Source organism: Lactobacillus taiwanensis DSM 21401 (assembly GCF_001436695.1).
GTDB lineage: Bacteria > Bacillota > Bacilli > Lactobacillales > Lactobacillaceae > Lactobacillus > Lactobacillus taiwanensis.
On sequence record NZ_AYZG01000014.1, the window covers coordinates 32474 to 50529 of the forward strand.

The following is an 18056-nucleotide window of genomic DNA, read 5'->3' on the forward strand; positions in this document are numbered from 1 at the left end:
CTATTTTTATTTTAGAAAAAAGTAGAACAGAATCAATTATTTTGCTTAAATTTTGGTGAAGTTTCAGGTGCCCAAATTAAGCAGATAATAAAGGCAGTCAAAAGAACAATTGCGCAGATTAGCATTGATAAGCTTGCACCACCTTGATTAGTCAAAATAGGCAGTAAAAAGGTTCCTGCCGCAGCACCAAATCTGCTGATAGTAATACAAGTTCCAACTCCGGTTCCGCGAACCTTAATATCGAATAGTTCAGTTGGGTATGGGTAATCAAGTACTAAACCAGAAGATAAGATAATCGCAAAAATACAAAAGATAGCAAGTTGAATATTGGAATTAAGGCTTTTATTAATAGCTAAAAAGCCGATTAGGATACCTGAAAGTAAAAAGTTGCTGATAAGGAATGCGCGTCGACTAATTCTGTTAAAAAGTAAGATTCCTAAAATGACGCCGATAAACATACCACCATTGTAGATAATCCCAGAAATCTTTTGATCGGTAACATGCATACTTTGTAAAAGAATTGGAAGGAAAATACTGATACCAAAGAATGCAAAGGCTTGGCAAGCATAAAAGAGACCACCGACTAGAGTACGACGTAAATATTTCCCGGAAAATAATGTTGTCCATGAAACTTCTTTGATAGGCTTAGCCTTTTTTAGTTTTTTAGAAATTCCCCATTTGCGACCCATGTGCTTTTTAATAACTTTATTAGCTGTTTTGATCTTACCACGACTCGCAAGCCAGCTAGGGGATGCAGGTAAAGGAAAAATAGATCTAAAAATAGCTGCAATAAATGCTGGAATAGCACCAGTTGCTAAAATAATTTGCCAAGTATGTGAACCAAGGCCCGTAATGAAAGTACCTGCTATATATGAAGCAATAAATCCAATTGTCCAGTAAATAAGCAAATGACTTTGTTTTTTGCTGTCCTCTCCTTTAGGAAGCCATTCAGTTAAAAGGGCATTTCCAACAGTATAGTCAACGGCAATCATTAATCCAATCAGTACTCTGATGATGAAAAGAAAGAGAAAATCATTAATTAATAACTGTGTTAAAGATAAGGCGCCTAAAACATACATATTAATCATTAATAGTTTTCGTCTACCAATCTTATCGGATAAACGACCAATTAAGATACTACCTGCTAATCCAATTAAAGATCCTGCTCCAATTAATCCAGTCCAGAGATCACTAATTTGAATATATTTACTTGCATTAGAAAGAGCAGTACCAGATATACCTAAAGCAAAACCACAAGCGATTTGACCTAATACTACTGCAATAAATACTCGTAAGTGAATAGACATGAGGGGGGCTTTTTTATAATTCTTCTTTTCTTTGACGTCCTTGGTATTGTTTTGATTTTCTTTTAGCATAACATGAGTTAAATCATCTAGATTAACTCGAAAAAATCCTCCTTAAAAATTTATAGTATACATTCCACCCTAACAAAGATTTTAAATTGATGCAAAATTAAGTTAATTTTTTATTAGATATTTACAATTATTTAATGGCATGCTAATATTACTTAAAATTAAGAAGGGTAGTAATAAGATGAGATTGCGTAGAAAAGCTAGCCAATTTGGTCATTAATCAGGAGCTATTTCTCCTGATATTTTATATAGAATTTAGGTTAGTTATGTCAGAAGAAGTAATTATTAGAAAATATAAAAATACGGACTATGTCCAATTATGTAAAGTACATGATGAAGCGAGAATGCAGGAATTAATTGTAGGTAATGTAGTTGATCTGTATGCTCCACTTGAGGTTGCGATATATAAAGGAGAACTATTTTCAGAAACAATTTATGTAGCTGAGGTTAATAATCGGATAGTAGGTTTTGTTGCTTTTAAGGAGAACGAACTGGGCTATATTTATGTACTAAAAGACTTTCAAGGAAAAGGGATTGGTGGTAAATTATTGGATACTGTAATTCCTTATTTAGAACGTCCAGCTTTTTTAGAAGTCTTTCCTTCAAATATCAAAGCAAAAAGGTTATATAAGAGTCGCGGATTTGTAGAAGAGACTAAAGAAAAAATGATTTTAGATTAAATTTAATAAGAAAAATAGAAACGGCCAGTGAACATAATTCACTGGCCGTTTTGAAGTTATTAATAATATTAATTCTTTTTATAGAAAGTTTCTTCTACTGCATGAGTGATTGCAATCTTATCATGAGCGTAAGATAAGCCACCTTGAATGTATAGACGATAAGGCGCACGAAGGGGACCATCGGAAGATAATTCAATGGTAGAACCTTCAGTAAAGCTACCTGAAGCCATAACAACATCATCTTCATAACCATCTTGGTGGTATGGAATAGGATCAACGAATGAGTTCATTGGTGAATAGTGTTGAATTGCAGCACAGAATTTAACCATTGGATCCGGTTCACCGAAGGTTACAGTTTGAACGATATCGGTTCTTGGATCATTCCACTTAGGAGCAACTTTCATTCCCATCTCTTCGCAAAGCGCAGCCGTATATATCATACCTTTTAGGGCTTCGCCAGTAGTGTGAGCTGCCATAAAGAATCCTTGGTACATGTCTCTTAAATAGCCCCATGTAGCACCTTCGCCTTTACCAGCGCCAGGTACATTAAGACGAGAACCAGCACCTTCGATAAGCTCCTTTTTACCAACTAAGAAAGCACCAGCTTTAACAATACCAGCACCGGCATTCTTAAATAAAGATCCTGCCATCATATCAGCACCGTAGAAAGTTGGCTCTTCTGTCTCAGAAAATTCACCATAGCAGTTATCAACGAAAATCTTTACATCAGGACGCACTTCTTTGATGAATTTAAGCATCTTCTTGATTTTTTCCATTGTGAAGCTTGCACGTACGGCGTAACCAAGAGAGCGTTGAATCGTTACGACTTTGATCTTGGGATCTTGCAAGTCTTTTCTAGCCTGGTCATAGTCTACTTCGCCATTATCAAGTAAATCGGTATGCTTAAAGTCAATACCCCATTCTTTCATGTTACCTGGTTTGTTACCAGCTAAACCAATAACTTCTTGAATTGTGTCGTATGGCATACCCGTTAAGTAGTAGAGGGTATCACCAGGACGAAGCATACTGAAAAGTCCAACAGCAATTGCATGAGTTGCTGAAGAAAATTGTGGACGTACTAATGCGTCGTCAGTCTTAAAATAATCTGCATACATTGCTTCAAGCTTATCGCGGCCTACATCATCATAGCCGTAACCAGTTGAAGGGACTAAGTCTTCTTCTCCTACGCGGTGCTTTCTAAACAAGTCTAAAACGCGTTGTTGATTATAAAATACTTGCTCGTCAATTTCTTCTAGACGAGGTTCAATCATTTTGTCGACTTTATCGACTTTTTCTTTTAATTCGATTGGTAAGTTTTCTTTCCAAGATAAAACCATTAATTTTTCTCCTTTAATACTTCTGCTTGTACTCTTATTTTACCATCTGATTTTTGATTCCAATATACTCCTTGAATTTCGGGAACAAAGCCAGGGAAACGTTCAATAGCTTCTACTAAAACTTTAAAGTACTTTTGATCAATGTCGCTCCATTTTTCTCCTGGTGCAACAATAAAGACCCCGGGTGGATAAGGAAGCGCACCTTCTGCGGCTATTCTATCCTTAACCTCATCTAGGTTAACTAACTCGCTTTTATTTTTCATAAAGAGATAGTCAGCATGTTCTGGAGTCATTGGATAATTTTGCATGTCCGGTTTAGCAAATAGTTCTTGTTGTAATGTGAAAGTTTTATTTCCCCGGTAATAATTATGCATTTCCTGGCAAAGTTGCTTTAAAGTATAACCTTTGTAGCGATCACCATATACCTTAGCCAATTTAGGTAATACTTTTTCTAATGGTGCATCTTCATCGTAGTAATGTTCAAATTCTAGAAATGCATTAAGTAATGTATCTAATTCCTCTTTTGTATCGCCGGGGGTAAGTAAGAAGAGCAGTGAGTATAGATCATCTTTTGCGCGAATAATTCGCTTCTCCATTAAGAATTCAGCTACTACTGGACCTGGAATACCTGTATCTTCATATTTTGCTTTTTTAACATCAATACCGGGTGTGACTACTGTAATCTTTAGTGGATCAAGCATTGCTTGTCCCGTTGCAATTTTACTAAAGCCATGCCAAAGATTATTTGGATCAAAATTCCAATATTTTTCATTGGTGGCTAACTCACCAGTACTAATATTTTCGAAGTTATCAATTACTAATGGCCTAAATAATTTGGACTTTCTAATTAATTCTTTACGCCATTCGATTCCTAATCGTAAAATCTTATCCCACCATTTTTTGTTACCTTCACCACTCGTTAAGTAGGAATTGACTGTTAGAGAAGCATAAAGAGGGTAAGAATAACTAGAAGTTACAAATTTAAGATAAGCATGGTTAAAGTGTTTATGGTCAACATAACGCTCTTGTCCTTTAATATGAGCATCTTTTTTTAGTATTTGAGAAGCTTGTCCCATACCAGCCTGTTGCTTATGAAGCGATTGAGTTACTAAGATTCCTGGATCTTCTGGTCCAAATTCTAAATTAAGAGGAGACAAGTGATTCATAACTGGGACAAATTGTTCAAAGCCGCCCCAAGCACAATCGAATAAAATATAGTCGCAAAGCTTGCCAATCTTGTTAATCATCCATTTAGCATCATAAAAAAGACCATCATAAGTTTCTGATTGAATAATAGCTAGTCTAAAGGGACGCTTGGCTTTTGCTTTTTCAGGAGCGATTTTAGCAACTTCAGCACGAATTTTTTCTTCACTTAAAAAATCAGGATCCATCTCGCCGATTAATCCCAGTGCATTTCGGTCAGTTGGAATATAAACTGGTTTTGCGCCACTCATTACTAGCGCACTGTTATACAGTGATTTATGGTTGTTGCGGTCAAAAAGGACTAAATCGTCTCTTGTGAGGAGTGCACTAGCACAAATTGAATTAGCACTAGTTGTACCATTAGTACAAAAATAAACTTTATCGGCGTGGTAAGTTTCAGCAGCCTTTTGTTCAGCAGTTAGCGGTGTCCCTTCATGTGTCATCGTATCACCCAGTTCAGGAACAGTGTCGCTCGTATCTGCAAACATTAGATTTTTACCAAAAAAACGGTTAAAGACAACACCGGCAGGATGTTTTTCATAATATAAACCATTATGATGCCCTGGCGTTGTAAAGCTGAGTGGATGTTCTTCAGCGAAGTTTACTAAATCAGTTAAAAAGCCGGGAACCATTTCTTTAGTATAATTATTAGCTGCACTAATTATTTTTTCTTTTTCATTGTTAGAAATTGTTTCATGTGAAACTTTAAGAATAGGAATCCCAAGGCCAGATGTCTTTTGTAAATCTTGAGCAGTTTTAAGACTATCTTGATCAGTATCTGCTACAACGATTGCGGCAAGTTCACTAGCTTGAGGATTATCGTTCAAATTAGTAGTTTGCCATGAATTAAAACTATTATTTTTAAGTCCATTGCTTAGCGCAATTTTTAGAAAATTCATTTAATCACCTTGTTTTCCTATATATTTTCTAAAATAGACTTGCAAATTTTTTATAAATCTTTATAATTTTGTGCGAACGTTTTTGTACGCAGTTTGATTTGCAAGTAGACTACGGCATAAATTATAGCGATTTATAGAGGATTTCTACAAGTGGATTTAAATACTTTGATGATAGTTTTAAAACCTCCAAATTTGAGACATTGGATTTAGATAAATATTTTAATTTTGGAGGAAATTGAAAATTGGATAAACCAGATGTCTTAAATGATTTAGAACCGAATAAAAAGCACTATATGAGTTGGCCAGTTATTGCATTGATTGACTTTGTAACGATTATTAGTTTTGAAAATATCTTCTATCCATTTCAAAACCAAGGTCTATCAGTTGTAATTTCTTGGATTTTTCTTCTATTTACTTATGTTATTCCTTACGCATTGATTAGTAGTCAGATGAGTTTGACTTTTGATAATCAGGATGGTGGTCTTGCTTCTTGGGTAAGAAGAAGTACTAATGATACTTTAGGCTATTGGACCTCATGGATGTATTGGGTCCAAAGTGTACCGTATATTGTCGACGTGTCAAACTCAGTTATTGTTTCATTCAGCTGGATGATTTTTGGAAACAATAGTTTAGATAAAAAAATGTCAACATTCTGGTTTGGAATTTTGACATTCGTAATTATTTTGATTTTTATTTTATTAGAAAATAAACTACGCAATTCACTAGAAATTCTTTCTTTAATTGGTGGGGGAGCAATGTTTATTATGTCTATGCTCTTTGTTTTGCTTGCTGCCTGGTCAGTAATGCATGGACATCATATTGCAACACAACCATTTAACTGGGGCGCATTTAAGCCTTCGTTTAGCTTGAATTACTTCTCAACTACTGGTCTTTTGATCTTTGCAATGTCAGGTGCTGAACTTGCTGCGCCTTATGTGCAACAAATGAAGAATCCCAAGCGCGACTTTCCTAAAGCAATGTGGATGCTAGCAATTATGACTGGATTCTTAACCATCTTTGGAACTTTGGCTTTAGCAATGTTCTTTAATGCTCACCACATTCCACATGACTTTAAGATGAACGGTCCTTACTACGCTTTCCAATTACTTGGTGAAAGCTTGGGTGTAGGTAAAGTGCTAATGTACATTTTTGCAGTTGTCCAAGCAATCTTTATGATGGCACAACTTGCAGTATTACTTGATGCATCAAGTCGTGTATTTGCAGGGGATGTTGGTTCTAAGTTCATGCCTAAATGGCTTACTAAGAAAAACAAGAACGGACGTCCAATTCATTCATACACATTCACTGTCGGACTTAGTTTGTTCTTGCTTCTATTGACTGGAACTTTGCCGAACATCAATACTATTTATAACTGGCTTTTGAATGTTAACGGAATTATTTCGCCATATAAGACTTGTTGGGTATTCTTTGCCTTTGTAGCAATGAGAATGCACCAAGATAAGTATCACTCAGACTATGTCTTTATTAAAAATAAGGCCGGTGCTTTAACTGTTGGTGGGTGGTGCTTACTCTTTACCTTTGTTTGTGCTACTTTAGGATTTATTCCTCAAAACGTGGCAGTGGGTACTAAGGCATTTACTCATCAATTATGGATGAACATTATTACTGTTGTTGTATTGTTTGGCTTAGGATTTGTTTTACCATGGCTCCGTAAGATTGAACAAAAATCTGAAGAAGAAGATATGGTCGAGATTAAAGAATAAATTAGATATTTAGAATAAACTATTACTTCCGAGATTCAGAAATGAGTCTCGGTTTTTTTGTGCTTCAAAATAGCAAAGGAGTAATTAAAATAATAAAGATAACTATAATCTAAGGATTGTTATATAACGAAAATAACTTAAATAAAAAACAAGTTAAGTAAGATAAAGCACTTTAAGATAAACGTACTGATGAAAAAGTGAATTTTGAAAATATATTCTGTTAATTCTTTCCACGTATATGATTATCCGAAGACAACACTAGATTATTCCAGATATTATGAATTACAAATAGTGATTATAATAATCTGTTAATAACATCAAAATATTATTATAAATAACATTGAATTAGAAAAAGTGAAGTGATAACATAACACTTGTAATAGCGTAGGAGGGAATAAAGATGAAGATTAAGAACTGGAAAAAGATAGTTTTTGCTTTAGGTACAGTAATTATCTTAGGTCAACTTGATGTTTATCAGGTAATAGCGAATAGTTTAACCTCAGGTGAAACAGCAAAAACAGCTCCCAAAGCATTAGTGGCAAAAACAGCTGCTCTAGGTAAAGTGGCAGAAACTGCTAAAGGTGGAGTAACTGATGGTAAATGGATTATTATTCCAGGTATCCCAGGAAAACCAGCTATCCCAGGCAAGCCTGGAATTCCAGGAAAACCAGGTATCCCGGGCAAACTCGGCATTCCTGCAAAAGGGTCTCTTGCTGCAACTGCGCCCACAGCAGCTACAGCTGCGACTGCAGCCACAGCCCCAACGGCAGCTACAGCTGCAACTGCGGCGACGGCTCCTATAGCAATTCGAGTTAAGTAAATGACTTGTCTGTTAGGAAGTGATCAAAAATAGAGTCTATTATTTTTGATATTTCAGCAATGGGGATTTTTATTTATGTACTTTGGGTTGTTTTATTAATAATATGGGGTAAAAATACTAAATCTTTCTTATCAAAAAATATAAGCAAAATTGATCCTAAGTATCATTTAGTAGTATTAGTTCCCGCAATGAATGAAGAGGCGGTAATTAGTCGAACCATAAAACAATTTTTAAAAAGTACGGCAGGACTTTCTCAGGTTGAAATGGTAATTATTGATGACGATTCTTCCGATAAAACGTCGTCTATTACTAAGATGGTAATAGCTCAAGAAAAAACTGATCGAGTTAAGTTGCTTGAGCGAAAAAAGCCAAATGCACAAATTGGTAAAGGTGAAGCCCTTAATTGGGCCTATAGTCGACTCATTTCACAGAATAATTATGATCCTCGATACTTGATTATCGAAGTTATGGATGCAGATGCCTATATGACAGCAAAAGGCTATCGAAAGATTTTACAGTACTTCTCTTTAGATGAAAATTTAGATCTTTTGCAAACTAGAGTAGGTATGATAAAGATAACTAATTGGCTACATATTTTACAGGATATAGAGTTTGCCTTAATTAATGATTGGATCCAAAATACACGAAATATCATCTCTAATGCAGCAGCTTCTGGAAATGGTCAATGTATTCGTGCAAGTGCAGTTGATACTAATCGACCTTGGGGAAATGCTTTGCTTGAAGATTTTGAATTTAGTACACGTTTTCTTTTGAATGGAAAAAAGACTCTGTATGCTCACGATATCGTGGTGTTTCAGGAAGCCGTAAGTCATCCTCTAGCTTTTATTAGACAACGAAGTAGATGGGTGCAGGGCGGATTAGATTGCTTAGTAAATTATTGGGGAAAAATAATATCTAACGACAATCTTAATTTAAGAGCAAAATGTGAAATGACTTTCTACATGATTTTACCAATAATTACGTTAATTACTGGGGCAAGTCACTTGATAGTCCTTGGATTTGTGAGCATTAATGCAGAGGGATATTGGCGCTTACTAGTTCTACTGATAAGTATTAACATAATTTGGTGTGGCTACTTGGGATGGAAATATTGGAAATTAACATTGTCTAAGCAGTACGTATTAATGGCAAGTATGCTGATATCTTTTCCAATATATAATTTGTTGTTATATATTTCTATAATTATCGCTTTTTATAAGAAAATACGTGGCAACTCATATTGGGTAAAAACAACTCATGGTGAAGATGAATTAAAGAGGAAAAAATAAAATGAAAAAGTATAGATTAGCTCTGACTACAGCAGCATTATTAATGGCTTTTATCTTAAATACCGGTAAGGCGAAGGCAGCTGAAAATGATAATAACTTACAAGATGAACACAATATAGGCTTAGTTGCAGAAACAGCTGATGTAAGAGAAACTGCTCCACTTACAGCAAATATAGCAGGCACAGCCGCTACAGCTCCAACAGCAGGCATAGCTGCCACAGCCCCAACAGCAGGTACGGCAGCCACAGCTCCGACAGCAGGCACAGCAGCCACAGCCTCAACAGCAGGTACGGCAGCTACAGCTCCAACAGCAGGTACGGCAGGCACAGCCCCAACAGCAGGCACAGCCGCTACAGCCCCAACAGCAGGTACGGCAGGCACAGCTCCAACAGCGGGCACAGCCGCTACAGCCCCAACAGCAGGCACAGCAGCCACAGCTCCGACAGCAGGTACGGCAGGCACAGCTCCAACAGCGGGCACGGCAGCCACAGCCCCAACAGCAGGCACGGCAGCCACAGCTCCGACAGCAGGCACGGCAGCCACAGCCCCAACAGCAGGCACAGCAGCCACAGCTCCGACAGTAGGCACAGGCGCCACAGCTCCAACAGCAGGCACAGCAGCCACAGCCCCAACAGCAGGTACGGCAGCCACAGCTCCGACAGCGGGCACGGCTGTCACAGCCCCAACAGCAGGCACAGGCGCCACAGCTCCAACATCATCTACTAGATATTACTATGTTTCAATTAGTGTGAGAGTATACTACTCATATTCATACTCTTACTTTGGTTCTTACTCATATTATAGAGACTGTAATTTTTTAAATTATTACTACTCTTCTATAATGTGTCCGCAAGGGGTCTGCTGGTATTTCTTATAAACTAGTATGATTTAAATCTTTTTTAATCAAAAATATCTTTAAAAATCTTAATTCAAATTAAAAACTCTATTAAATCGAGGCTTATTAACACCAAAATTTAATAGAGTTTTTTCTATATATATTAATTCTTAGTATTTAAAAATTTGCTTTATTGGAACCTTTATACATATCAAGAGCTGATTCTAAATCTTTGTCTTTAATTGATACATGCTGTTCCTTTAATACTTGACTGATAACATTATTCATCATTCTAGAGTTGCTAGCCCATTTATTATAAATTGCGTCAGTTAATTCTTTTTGCTTATCAGCAAAGTTACCTTTTTTAGGATGGTTAATCATTTTAATGACTTCATAACCATTTGTAACTTTGATAGGTTCTTTGGTATATTCATCATTTTTTAATTTATAGGCGGCCTTTTTGAAAGTAGAATCGTACCGTCTATTTTGCATATCAAAAGCGGACAATTTTCCACCATTGGAACTGGTTAGACTATCGACAGAATATTTACTAGCTAAACTAGCAAAGCTCTCACCATTATTAAGTTTCTCAATAACTGTATTTGCTGTATCACGGCTAGTAGTTGAAATATGCTGAACTGTGATCTTCGGTTGATAATCTTTCCACTCTTCTTTTAATTGGGAAGTGGTTGGCTTCATTTGCTTTTTTAAAGCAATTTTACTTAGATAATTTAATTCAATCATTTGTTTAAACGATTTTTTTGTATAGGAGTTTTCTTTTAAAAAGGAATCGAATTGAGATCCATATCTTTTTTTGTAACTATTATAGTCGGCTTCTACCTGATCTTTATTAAGCTTACTTCCGTACGCTTCTTTAAGAGCCCCGTAGATCAACATATTAGCTAGAATTGTTTTGCTAGTTGGGGAGCTCTTTAGTTCCTGATAAAATTGCTCCTGCGATATTTTTTTATCGCCATATTGTGCAACTTCCTGATTATTTGAAGAGCAACCAGCTAAAAATAATAAGGAAAAGCTACTTGCTGCTAAAGCACCAACTTTAATTATTTTTTTCATATAAACCTCCAATGAAAAAGCTTTTATTATGCTAATATTTATTTAATAATTTAAACAGTTATTTATTTATAAATCAATGTTAATTTTTTCGGCATTAGTAGCATAATTTGGAAGAAATTAATAAATAATGTACATTTGATAGTTATTTTTTTGTATAAAAAAGCATTGAACTTTAATATAAAATGGATATAATATTAAAATAAAAATATATTAAAATGCATTTTTATTATAAATTAGTTACAAGGGTCAGTTAATCAATTCTTTAAGGAGGATTTAAATGAAAAAGAAGAGAGAAAAATATGCTTGGTTATTGCTCAGTACAGCTCTTATAACTACTGGTCAAGTACTTGGTGGAGGAGAACAAGTCGTAAAGGCAAGTGTAGAAGGCCAAACTAACAGCGTTAAAAAATCTAAAGCAGCTGTAGAACATTCTACGACCGCTCTCTCGAGACAAGCTATTGAGGCGCAACTTGCTGCTCAAGGTGTTAATTTTGAACGACTAACACCCGAAGAACAGCAAGAGGTCTATGTAGATGTGATTGTCCAACTCGACGCTCTACCAGCTTCTGAAAATGGATCAATTGATTCACAAACAGCAAGTAGAGTCGAAATTGAGCAAGCATCGAATAAAGTAATTGCTGCTCAATCTGGAATTAAGAATGAAGTTCAAAAAATTACAAATCAAGCCATTGATAAAAGTTATGGGTATGTAGTTAATGGTTTTGCAACAAAAGCAAAAGTTGGAGATATTAAAAAATTAAGAGAAATTAAGGGTGTAAAATCAGTTACTTTAGCTAAGGTATATTTTGCAGCCGATACCTCAGCAAATAATATGGCCAATGTTTCGACGGTTTGGTCAAACTATCAATATAAAGGTGAAGGAACAGTTGTTTCAATTATTGATACTGGTATTGATCCTAATCATAAGGATTTGAGATTAAGCAACGAATCTAAAGCTAAATTGACTGCTAAGGATGTTGATGGCTTTACTGAAAATAGTGGCTACGGTCGTTACTTCACCAGTAAAGTACCATTTGGTCATAACTATTCTGATAATAACGATATTATTACGGATGATGATCCAAAAGAACAACACGGTATGCATGTTGCGGGTATCGTTGGTGCAAATGGTACCGGAACTAATCCAGCAACTTCAGTAGTTGGAGTGGCTCCCGAAGCACAATTACTTGCCATGAAAGCTTTCTCTAACTCAGATAGTTCTGCATCTACTGATTCAACCAGTATAATTGGTGCAGTGGATGATTCAGCTAAGCTAGGAGCAGATGTTCTGAATATGTCTTTGGGATCAGTTTCAGGTGAACAGACTGAAGATGATCCAGAAATTGCAGCTGTAGAAAAAGCTGTTAAGCATGGAACAGCAGCTGTAATTTCAGCAGGAAACTCTGGTACTTCAACGTCAGATCAAGAGGGAAATAATAAAGATTTTTACGGTAATCCAGATATGGAAACTATTGGTAGTCCGGGTACAAGTAGAGGGGCAACAACAGTTGCATCAGCTGAGAATACGAAAGTGACTACTGATGGAATGACTATCTCTACTGCAAGTGGAGAAAAGCTGTTTGGACCAGCTGTTACCCAGCTTTCTCCTAACACTGATCTTTCTGCATTTGATAATAAAAAATTCTATCTTGTAAAAGACGTAGCTGGAAAGTTAGGTGTGGGAACACCGGATCAGTATACCGATGATGTAAAAGGAAAAATTGCCGTAGTAGCTCGTGGAGCAATTGCTTTTACTGATAAACAAAAATATGCTCAGGAAGCTGGTGCAGCTGGACTTCTTATTATAAATAATGCTGGTGGAAATACCCCACTAACATCAGTTTTGTATAACGAAGGATTTCCAACAGCCGGTTTATCAACTGATGATGGTAAAAAGCTTGTTGATTATCTTGAATCTCATCCTGATGAAGTATTGCAAGTAAACATTGCAGTTCAACCACTGAATAATGTGGTACGTGAAGAAGATTTGATGTCTGATTTTACGTCTTATGGTCCTGTTTCTAATTTGGCATTTAAGCCTGATATTACCGCTCCAGGTGGAAATATTTGGTCTTTGCAAAATAATAATGGCTACACTAATATGTCCGGGACTTCAATGGCATCACCATTCATTGCCGGTTCTCAAGCTTTACTTGTGCAAGCAATGAATGACAAGAATGGAAAATTTTATGAATTATATCAAAAGATGCCTAAGAGTGAACGAGCAGCTTTAATAAAGAATATTCAGATGAATACAACAAATATTGAAGTTGACCTTGATCATGATTCAGTTATTGAATCACCTCGTAGACAGGGGAGTGGATTAGTTAATGTAGAAGCTGCAATTAATGCAATTTTGCATAATCCTTCAACAGTTAGTGGTGGGAATGGATACCCAGGAGTTGAATTGAAAGACTTCAAGGATCGTAAACATCAATTTACTCTTAAATTTACAAATCGTACTAATAAAGAGATCGAATATAGTTTAAATAGTAACGGAAAGTTTTCGGATGTATATACTTCAGCAACAGATTCCAAAACAGGAAAATTATTTGAAAAGAAAATTGAAGGTGCTACGCTTACTCCAGATGAAAAAATAATAGTTCCAGCAAATTCAACTAAAGACGTAGGAGTAACTTTATCATTACCGGACAATTTCAAAGAAAACCAATATGTTGAAGGATTTATGGCCTTTACTGGATCAGATAATTCCCACTTAAAAATTCCATACATGGGCTTCTTTGGTGATTGGGCTGAGCCAGCTATTTTTGACGGATTGAATGGATTAGCATTTAATCCGGAAAACAATAATTTAGGTACAATTGTAACGGCTGGAAATAAAAATGGAGCAAGCGGATATGCTGGATTAAGCCATGTTGGAAATTATCGTATTGATCCAGATGCAATTGCATTATCTACGGCAGATGGGGCATCCGTAACGTGGTTGAAGCCACAGTATTTCTTATTTAGAAATGCCAACAATGTTAAAGCTGAAATTTTAAATCAAGATGGTGAAGTAATTAATACTTTGGCCTCTTTAGCGCATGTGACCAAGTCATATTGGGCTGCTAGCAGTCAAAGATATGCTAAGTTCAATTATGCTCCAGCTTGGGATGGTACATATTTCAACCAACAAACTAATAAAACTGAAAAAGTACCTGATGGAACTTACACTTATCGTGTAACGGGTACAGTCGATGGAACGAACAAGCAACAACACTATGACATTAAAATTAAGGTTGATAGTGTTAAACCAGAAGTTAAGAATTTGAAGCTAGGATCGCATAAAGATCAGAACAGGAAAATATCGTATGTCCTTAAAGCTGAAGCAAAAGACAATTTTAGTGGTCTAAATGGTCAAGCAAATACTTACGTAAATGGTGAGCTCAATAGAAATGTATCATATGACATTGTAGGTTCAACAAATTCTGGATATCAAAAGATTGAAATTCCACTTAGTGATGAGCAAGTTAGAACGCTTAAAGCAGGAAAAAACGATTTGTCTATAGCTGTCTTTGATAATGCTACTAATGCCGGAACTACTTCAGGTGTAGCTAATAAGCCAGGTGAAATAAACTTTGGACTAATTATCGATAAGAACTTACCAAGCAAAATAACAACACTTAGTGATGCATATAATGCAAGTGATAATTCTTACACGATTTCAGGTACATATCCAGAAAAAGTATATGGTACATATACTGGTAAAGATGGGAAAGAGCATGAGCTTAAGATAAGCTATGATGAATCTAGCGAACGCTTTGTTACAACATTACCATTATCAGTTAGTGATTATGATACCCAGGTTAAATTCTATGCTGATGAGGAACATGAGACTTTAATTACTAAAAAAGATATTAAAGTTAGTCTAGTGCCAGCTAAAATTGAGAGTCTTAAAATTGATAATCAAGAAACCTATGCTGGAGATGGAGAAGTTAAGTTAAGTCAAACTTCTGAAGATACAGTGGAAGTATCAGGAAAAGTTAGTGCCGATGCTGATAAAGTTGCTGTAAAAATTAATGATAAAACATATAGCGCTAAGCCAAATAGTGAGCATGAATTTACAGTCAAAGTCCCAGTAAGTTATGGCGAAAATGTAATGAATATTGTAGTTAGCGATGAGGATGGTAATAGCTCATCAGTTAAGCAAATTGTTAAATCGAGTGATCGTGGTAAAACTGTTGTTTCAGCAGCTAATGTTACTTTTGATAATGGAGTTAAATTTGGAACAAGTAGTGTTAACGCAAAAACAAAGAACTATGATCCTAAAACTGGTAAGTTAACATTAACTGGAAAGGTTAGCCGTCCAACTACTACGCTTAGAATTGGTAATCAAGATGTTAGAGTGAAGTCAGATGGAACATTTAAACTAGTTTTGGATCTTGGTAATCACGGTTCTAAGGTGTTTCCAGTTTTAATTGGAGATACGACGATTGGAGACACTGTTCAAGAAAGACTAACCTTCTATGTAGATGCAAATACTCCAGAAGTAACCCTTAACCACGAAAAGGATAAACAGGGACACTACACACCAATTTATACAAATAAGGAAGAGTTTGAAGTTCAAGGTACAATTAGCGACGATTACCCATATTATAGTTTGTTTATAAATGATAATAATGTTGATGCAAATTGGGATGATATCGATTATAATGGCACCAAGAATTTGAGAAAGAAATTTACTCATACTGTTAAACTTAAAGAAGGGAAAAATACTTTTAATGTTGCAGTAGCTGATAATAATGATAATCAGAGTGAAGTTCAGACTTTGGTCGTACACTATAAGAAAGCTCAAAAATTGACAGCGCCACAAATTACTGCTACAACTGCATCAGATAAAAAATCAGTGACAATAACTGGAAAAGGTGAAGACGGCAACGTCTTATATAGTACTGATGGCGGAAATAAATATGCAGTTTTGCCAGAAGAAGGGCTGACTGTTACAGAGAACGGAAAGATTTTATTTAAGACTACTGATAAATATGGTAATGAATCAGATGTTGTTGAATATGCCGTTAAGACAATTGAAAAAGATCAGCCTAATACAGATGAGAGTACAGCTCAGGCACGAAAAGAGCTAAGAAAGAAACTCGATCAAGCAAGATCTTTAGGAAGCGCTGGTAAATACACACATGAATCAGCTAAAAACTTAGCTCAAGCGCGTCAAGAAGCAAGCAAAGTATTAAGAAATAAGACGGCAACTCTTCAAGAATTGACGCACGCAATTGAAAGTTTAGATACGGCAATTAAGAATTTAATTGAAAAACCAGCAGAACATGAAGTTAATAAGGACTTACAGGCACTTAAAGAAAAACTGGAAAAAACAATTAAAGAAAATGAAGAATTTGATCAAAGTAAATACACTGATGATTCAGTAGCAGAAATGACTAAGGTTCTTGATCAGGCAAGGAAGACTTTATCTGATAAAGACGCGAATGTAGCTGTCCTTCAAGAAGCATTTGACTCTATTGTTAATGCAAAGAAGGCTCTTAAGGAGAAACAGGTATCTCCAGAAAAGCCAACACAGCCAGCTGATACAAAAGAAACCAATGTTGAAGAGATTATGGCCGCCAAAAATGCCTTAAAAGAAAAGGCAGAAAAACTTAGTCAACTTGATACCACCAAATATACTTCTGAAAGCGTAGAAGGCTTAAGTAATGCGCTGAAAAAAGTAAATCAAGTTTTAACTAATACGCAAGCAAACACAAGTGAAATTCAAGAAGCCCTTGATAGTTTGACACAGGCTGAAAAGGCTTTGGTTGAAAAAACAGTTTCCGATCCTGATGTTGAAAAAGCTAAAGATCAATTAAAAGAAGAGCTTAATAAGCACAAAGATGAAGATAAATCGCAATATACTGATGATTCAGCTAAAGTAAAAGAAAATGCTGAGAAAACTGCAGAAGGAATATTGGATTCAAAAGATGCACAAGTAGAAGAAGTTAATAAGGCCACAGAAACTCTAGTTGAAGCAGAAAAAGATTTAGTTAAAAAAGATGAAACAAAATCCACTAATGATCAAGAAGCAGAGCATGTTCGAGCAAGTTTGCAGGAAGAAGTCAATAAGAATAACAGTTTGAATTTAGATGGTTATACTGCTGAATCACAAAATAAATTCAAAGAGATACTGAATAATGTACAGGAAATTTTGAATGATAAAGCCACATCTTCAACTAGCTTAGAAAATGCAAAGGCTGTTCTGGAAACTGCTAAGGGTATTTTGACGAAAACAGAGCATCAAGTAGTCCTACCTAAGTTTGAACAATCAGTAAACGTATCAACTACAGAAAAGAAAAATGAGGATAACACTAAAAAAGTAAGTGAAGTTTCTAAAGATGAGTCTTCAAGTAAACAAGTGGAACCAGTTGAAAAGCAAAATGAAACAGCCTCTACTCAAAATAAAGACAACGTAATAGGAACAAATCAACAAACTTCAATTAAAAATAGTAAAGAATCTTCAAATCAGAATGATGCTGCTAATGTACAAACACCAATAAAGAAGAATGCAATCCATGAAAAGACAAGCGGTTCTATTTCAGTAAAGCCTCATACTCATGGCCAGAATAATAAACAAGTAGCTACTAAGACGAATTCTTCGAAATCTAACAATGGAAATAATAAAGAATTACCAAAGACAGGAGAAAAAGAAACATTAGTTAGCTTGATTGTCACTGGTGTGACTACATTACTTGCTAGTGTAGGAATCGTTATAAAGAGAAGAAATAAGAATTAAGATGATAAATTCCCCGGGAAATACATTTTGATGAATTAAAATTCTTTTCCTTAATATAAGAAAAATGCGTTAAGATATTGAATCTTAGCGCA

Annotated in this window: 10 protein-coding genes; 5 read left to right on the forward strand and 5 right to left on the reverse strand. The window is 35.6% G+C overall.

The genetic code is table 11. The features are described 5' to 3' along the window. Nucleotides 1–32 precede the first annotated feature (32 nt). Nucleotides 33–1376, reverse strand: coding sequence for an MFS transporter (locus FD18_RS03075; RefSeq protein ID WP_057718525.1), 1344 nt, complete (start codon nt 1374–1376; stop codon nt 33–35). 263 nt (nt 1377–1639) lie between these two features. On the opposite strand from FD18_RS03075, the gene FD18_RS03080 reads away from it, so the two are divergent. Further along, complete coding sequence (locus FD18_RS03080) at nt 1640–2053, forward strand: GNAT family N-acetyltransferase (RefSeq protein ID WP_057718528.1); 414 nt, start codon at nt 1640–1642, stop codon at nt 2051–2053. Between the two features lie 68 nt (nt 2054–2121). Here FD18_RS03080 and FD18_RS03085 read toward each other — a convergent pair whose 3' ends face one another. Both FD18_RS03085 and FD18_RS03090 read right to left on the reverse strand, forming a co-directional pair. Next, complete coding sequence (locus tag FD18_RS03085) at nt 2122–3390, reverse strand: methionine gamma-lyase family protein (RefSeq protein ID WP_057718530.1); 1269 nt, start codon at nt 3388–3390, stop codon at nt 2122–2124. Beyond that, entirely contained in the window at nt 3390–5492 is a 2103-nt protein-coding gene (locus FD18_RS03090; RefSeq protein WP_057718532.1) for a putative ornithine decarboxylase, read from the reverse strand. Before FD18_RS03090 ends, FD18_RS03085 begins: the two co-directional genes overlap by 1 nt. Before the next feature lie 242 nt (nt 5493–5734). Here FD18_RS03090 and FD18_RS03095 point away from each other — a divergent pair, with 242 nt between their 5' ends. From FD18_RS03095 to FD18_RS03105, 3 genes are all read left to right on the forward strand, one after another. Continuing rightward, nucleotides 5735–7216, forward strand: coding sequence for an APC family permease (locus FD18_RS03095; RefSeq protein WP_057718533.1), 1482 nt, complete (start codon nt 5735–5737; stop codon nt 7214–7216). Nucleotides 7217–7616: 400 nt separating this feature from the next. Beyond that, nucleotides 7617–8036: a hypothetical protein gene (locus FD18_RS03100; RefSeq protein WP_057718534.1), complete on the forward strand. Its 420-nt coding sequence runs from the start codon at nt 7617–7619 to the stop codon at nt 8034–8036. A 59-nt stretch (nt 8037–8095) separates the two neighbouring features. After that, on the forward strand, nt 8096–9325 hold the full coding sequence (locus FD18_RS03105) for a glycosyltransferase family 2 protein (protein ID WP_235499864.1): 1230 nt from the start codon (nt 8096–8098) through the stop codon (nt 9323–9325). Here the strand turns inward: FD18_RS03105 and FD18_RS03110 are convergent. Both FD18_RS03110 and FD18_RS03115 read right to left on the reverse strand, forming a co-directional pair. After that, nucleotides 9308–10021, reverse strand: coding sequence for a hypothetical protein (locus tag FD18_RS03110; RefSeq protein ID WP_057718536.1), 714 nt, complete (start codon nt 10019–10021; stop codon nt 9308–9310). The two genes, FD18_RS03105 and FD18_RS03110, sit on opposite strands and share 18 nt — an antisense overlap. Nucleotides 10022–10337: 316 nt before the next feature. Beyond that, nucleotides 10338–11234: a peptidylprolyl isomerase PrsA gene (locus tag FD18_RS03115; RefSeq protein ID WP_057718538.1), complete on the reverse strand. Its 897-nt coding sequence runs from the start codon at nt 11232–11234 to the stop codon at nt 10338–10340. A 277-nt stretch (nt 11235–11511) separates the two neighbouring features. Here FD18_RS03115 and FD18_RS03120 point away from each other — a divergent pair, with 277 nt between their 5' ends. Next, nucleotides 11512–17964, forward strand: coding sequence for a S8 family serine peptidase (locus FD18_RS03120; RefSeq protein WP_057718540.1), 6453 nt, complete (start codon nt 11512–11514; stop codon nt 17962–17964). The last annotated feature ends 92 nt before the right edge of the window (nt 17965–18056 follow it).

What these genes read in the sequence shown, in the direction of transcription:
- FD18_RS03105 (WP_235499864.1), top strand. Translation starts at nt 8,096, where the DNA reads ATGGGGATTTTTATTTATGTACTTTGGGTTGTTTTATTAATAATATGG.
- FD18_RS03090 (WP_057718532.1), bottom strand. Translation starts at nt 5,492, where the DNA reads ATGAATTTTCTAAAAATTGCGCTAAGCAATGGACTTAAAAATAATAGT.
- FD18_RS03100 (WP_057718534.1), top strand. Translation starts at nt 7,617, where the DNA reads ATGAAGATTAAGAACTGGAAAAAGATAGTTTTTGCTTTAGGTACAGTA.
- FD18_RS03080 (WP_057718528.1), top strand. Translation starts at nt 1,640, where the DNA reads ATGTCAGAAGAAGTAATTATTAGAAAATATAAAAATACGGACTATGTC.
- FD18_RS03085 (WP_057718530.1), bottom strand. Translation starts at nt 3,390, where the DNA reads ATGGTTTTATCTTGGAAAGAAAACTTACCAATCGAATTAAAAGAAAAA.
- FD18_RS03115 (WP_057718538.1), bottom strand. Translation starts at nt 11,234, where the DNA reads ATGAAAAAAATAATTAAAGTTGGTGCTTTAGCAGCAAGTAGCTTTTCC.
- FD18_RS03075 (WP_057718525.1), bottom strand. Translation starts at nt 1,376, where the DNA reads ATGCTAAAAGAAAATCAAAACAATACCAAGGACGTCAAAGAAAAGAAG.
- FD18_RS03120 (WP_057718540.1), top strand. Translation starts at nt 11,512, where the DNA reads ATGAAAAAGAAGAGAGAAAAATATGCTTGGTTATTGCTCAGTACAGCT.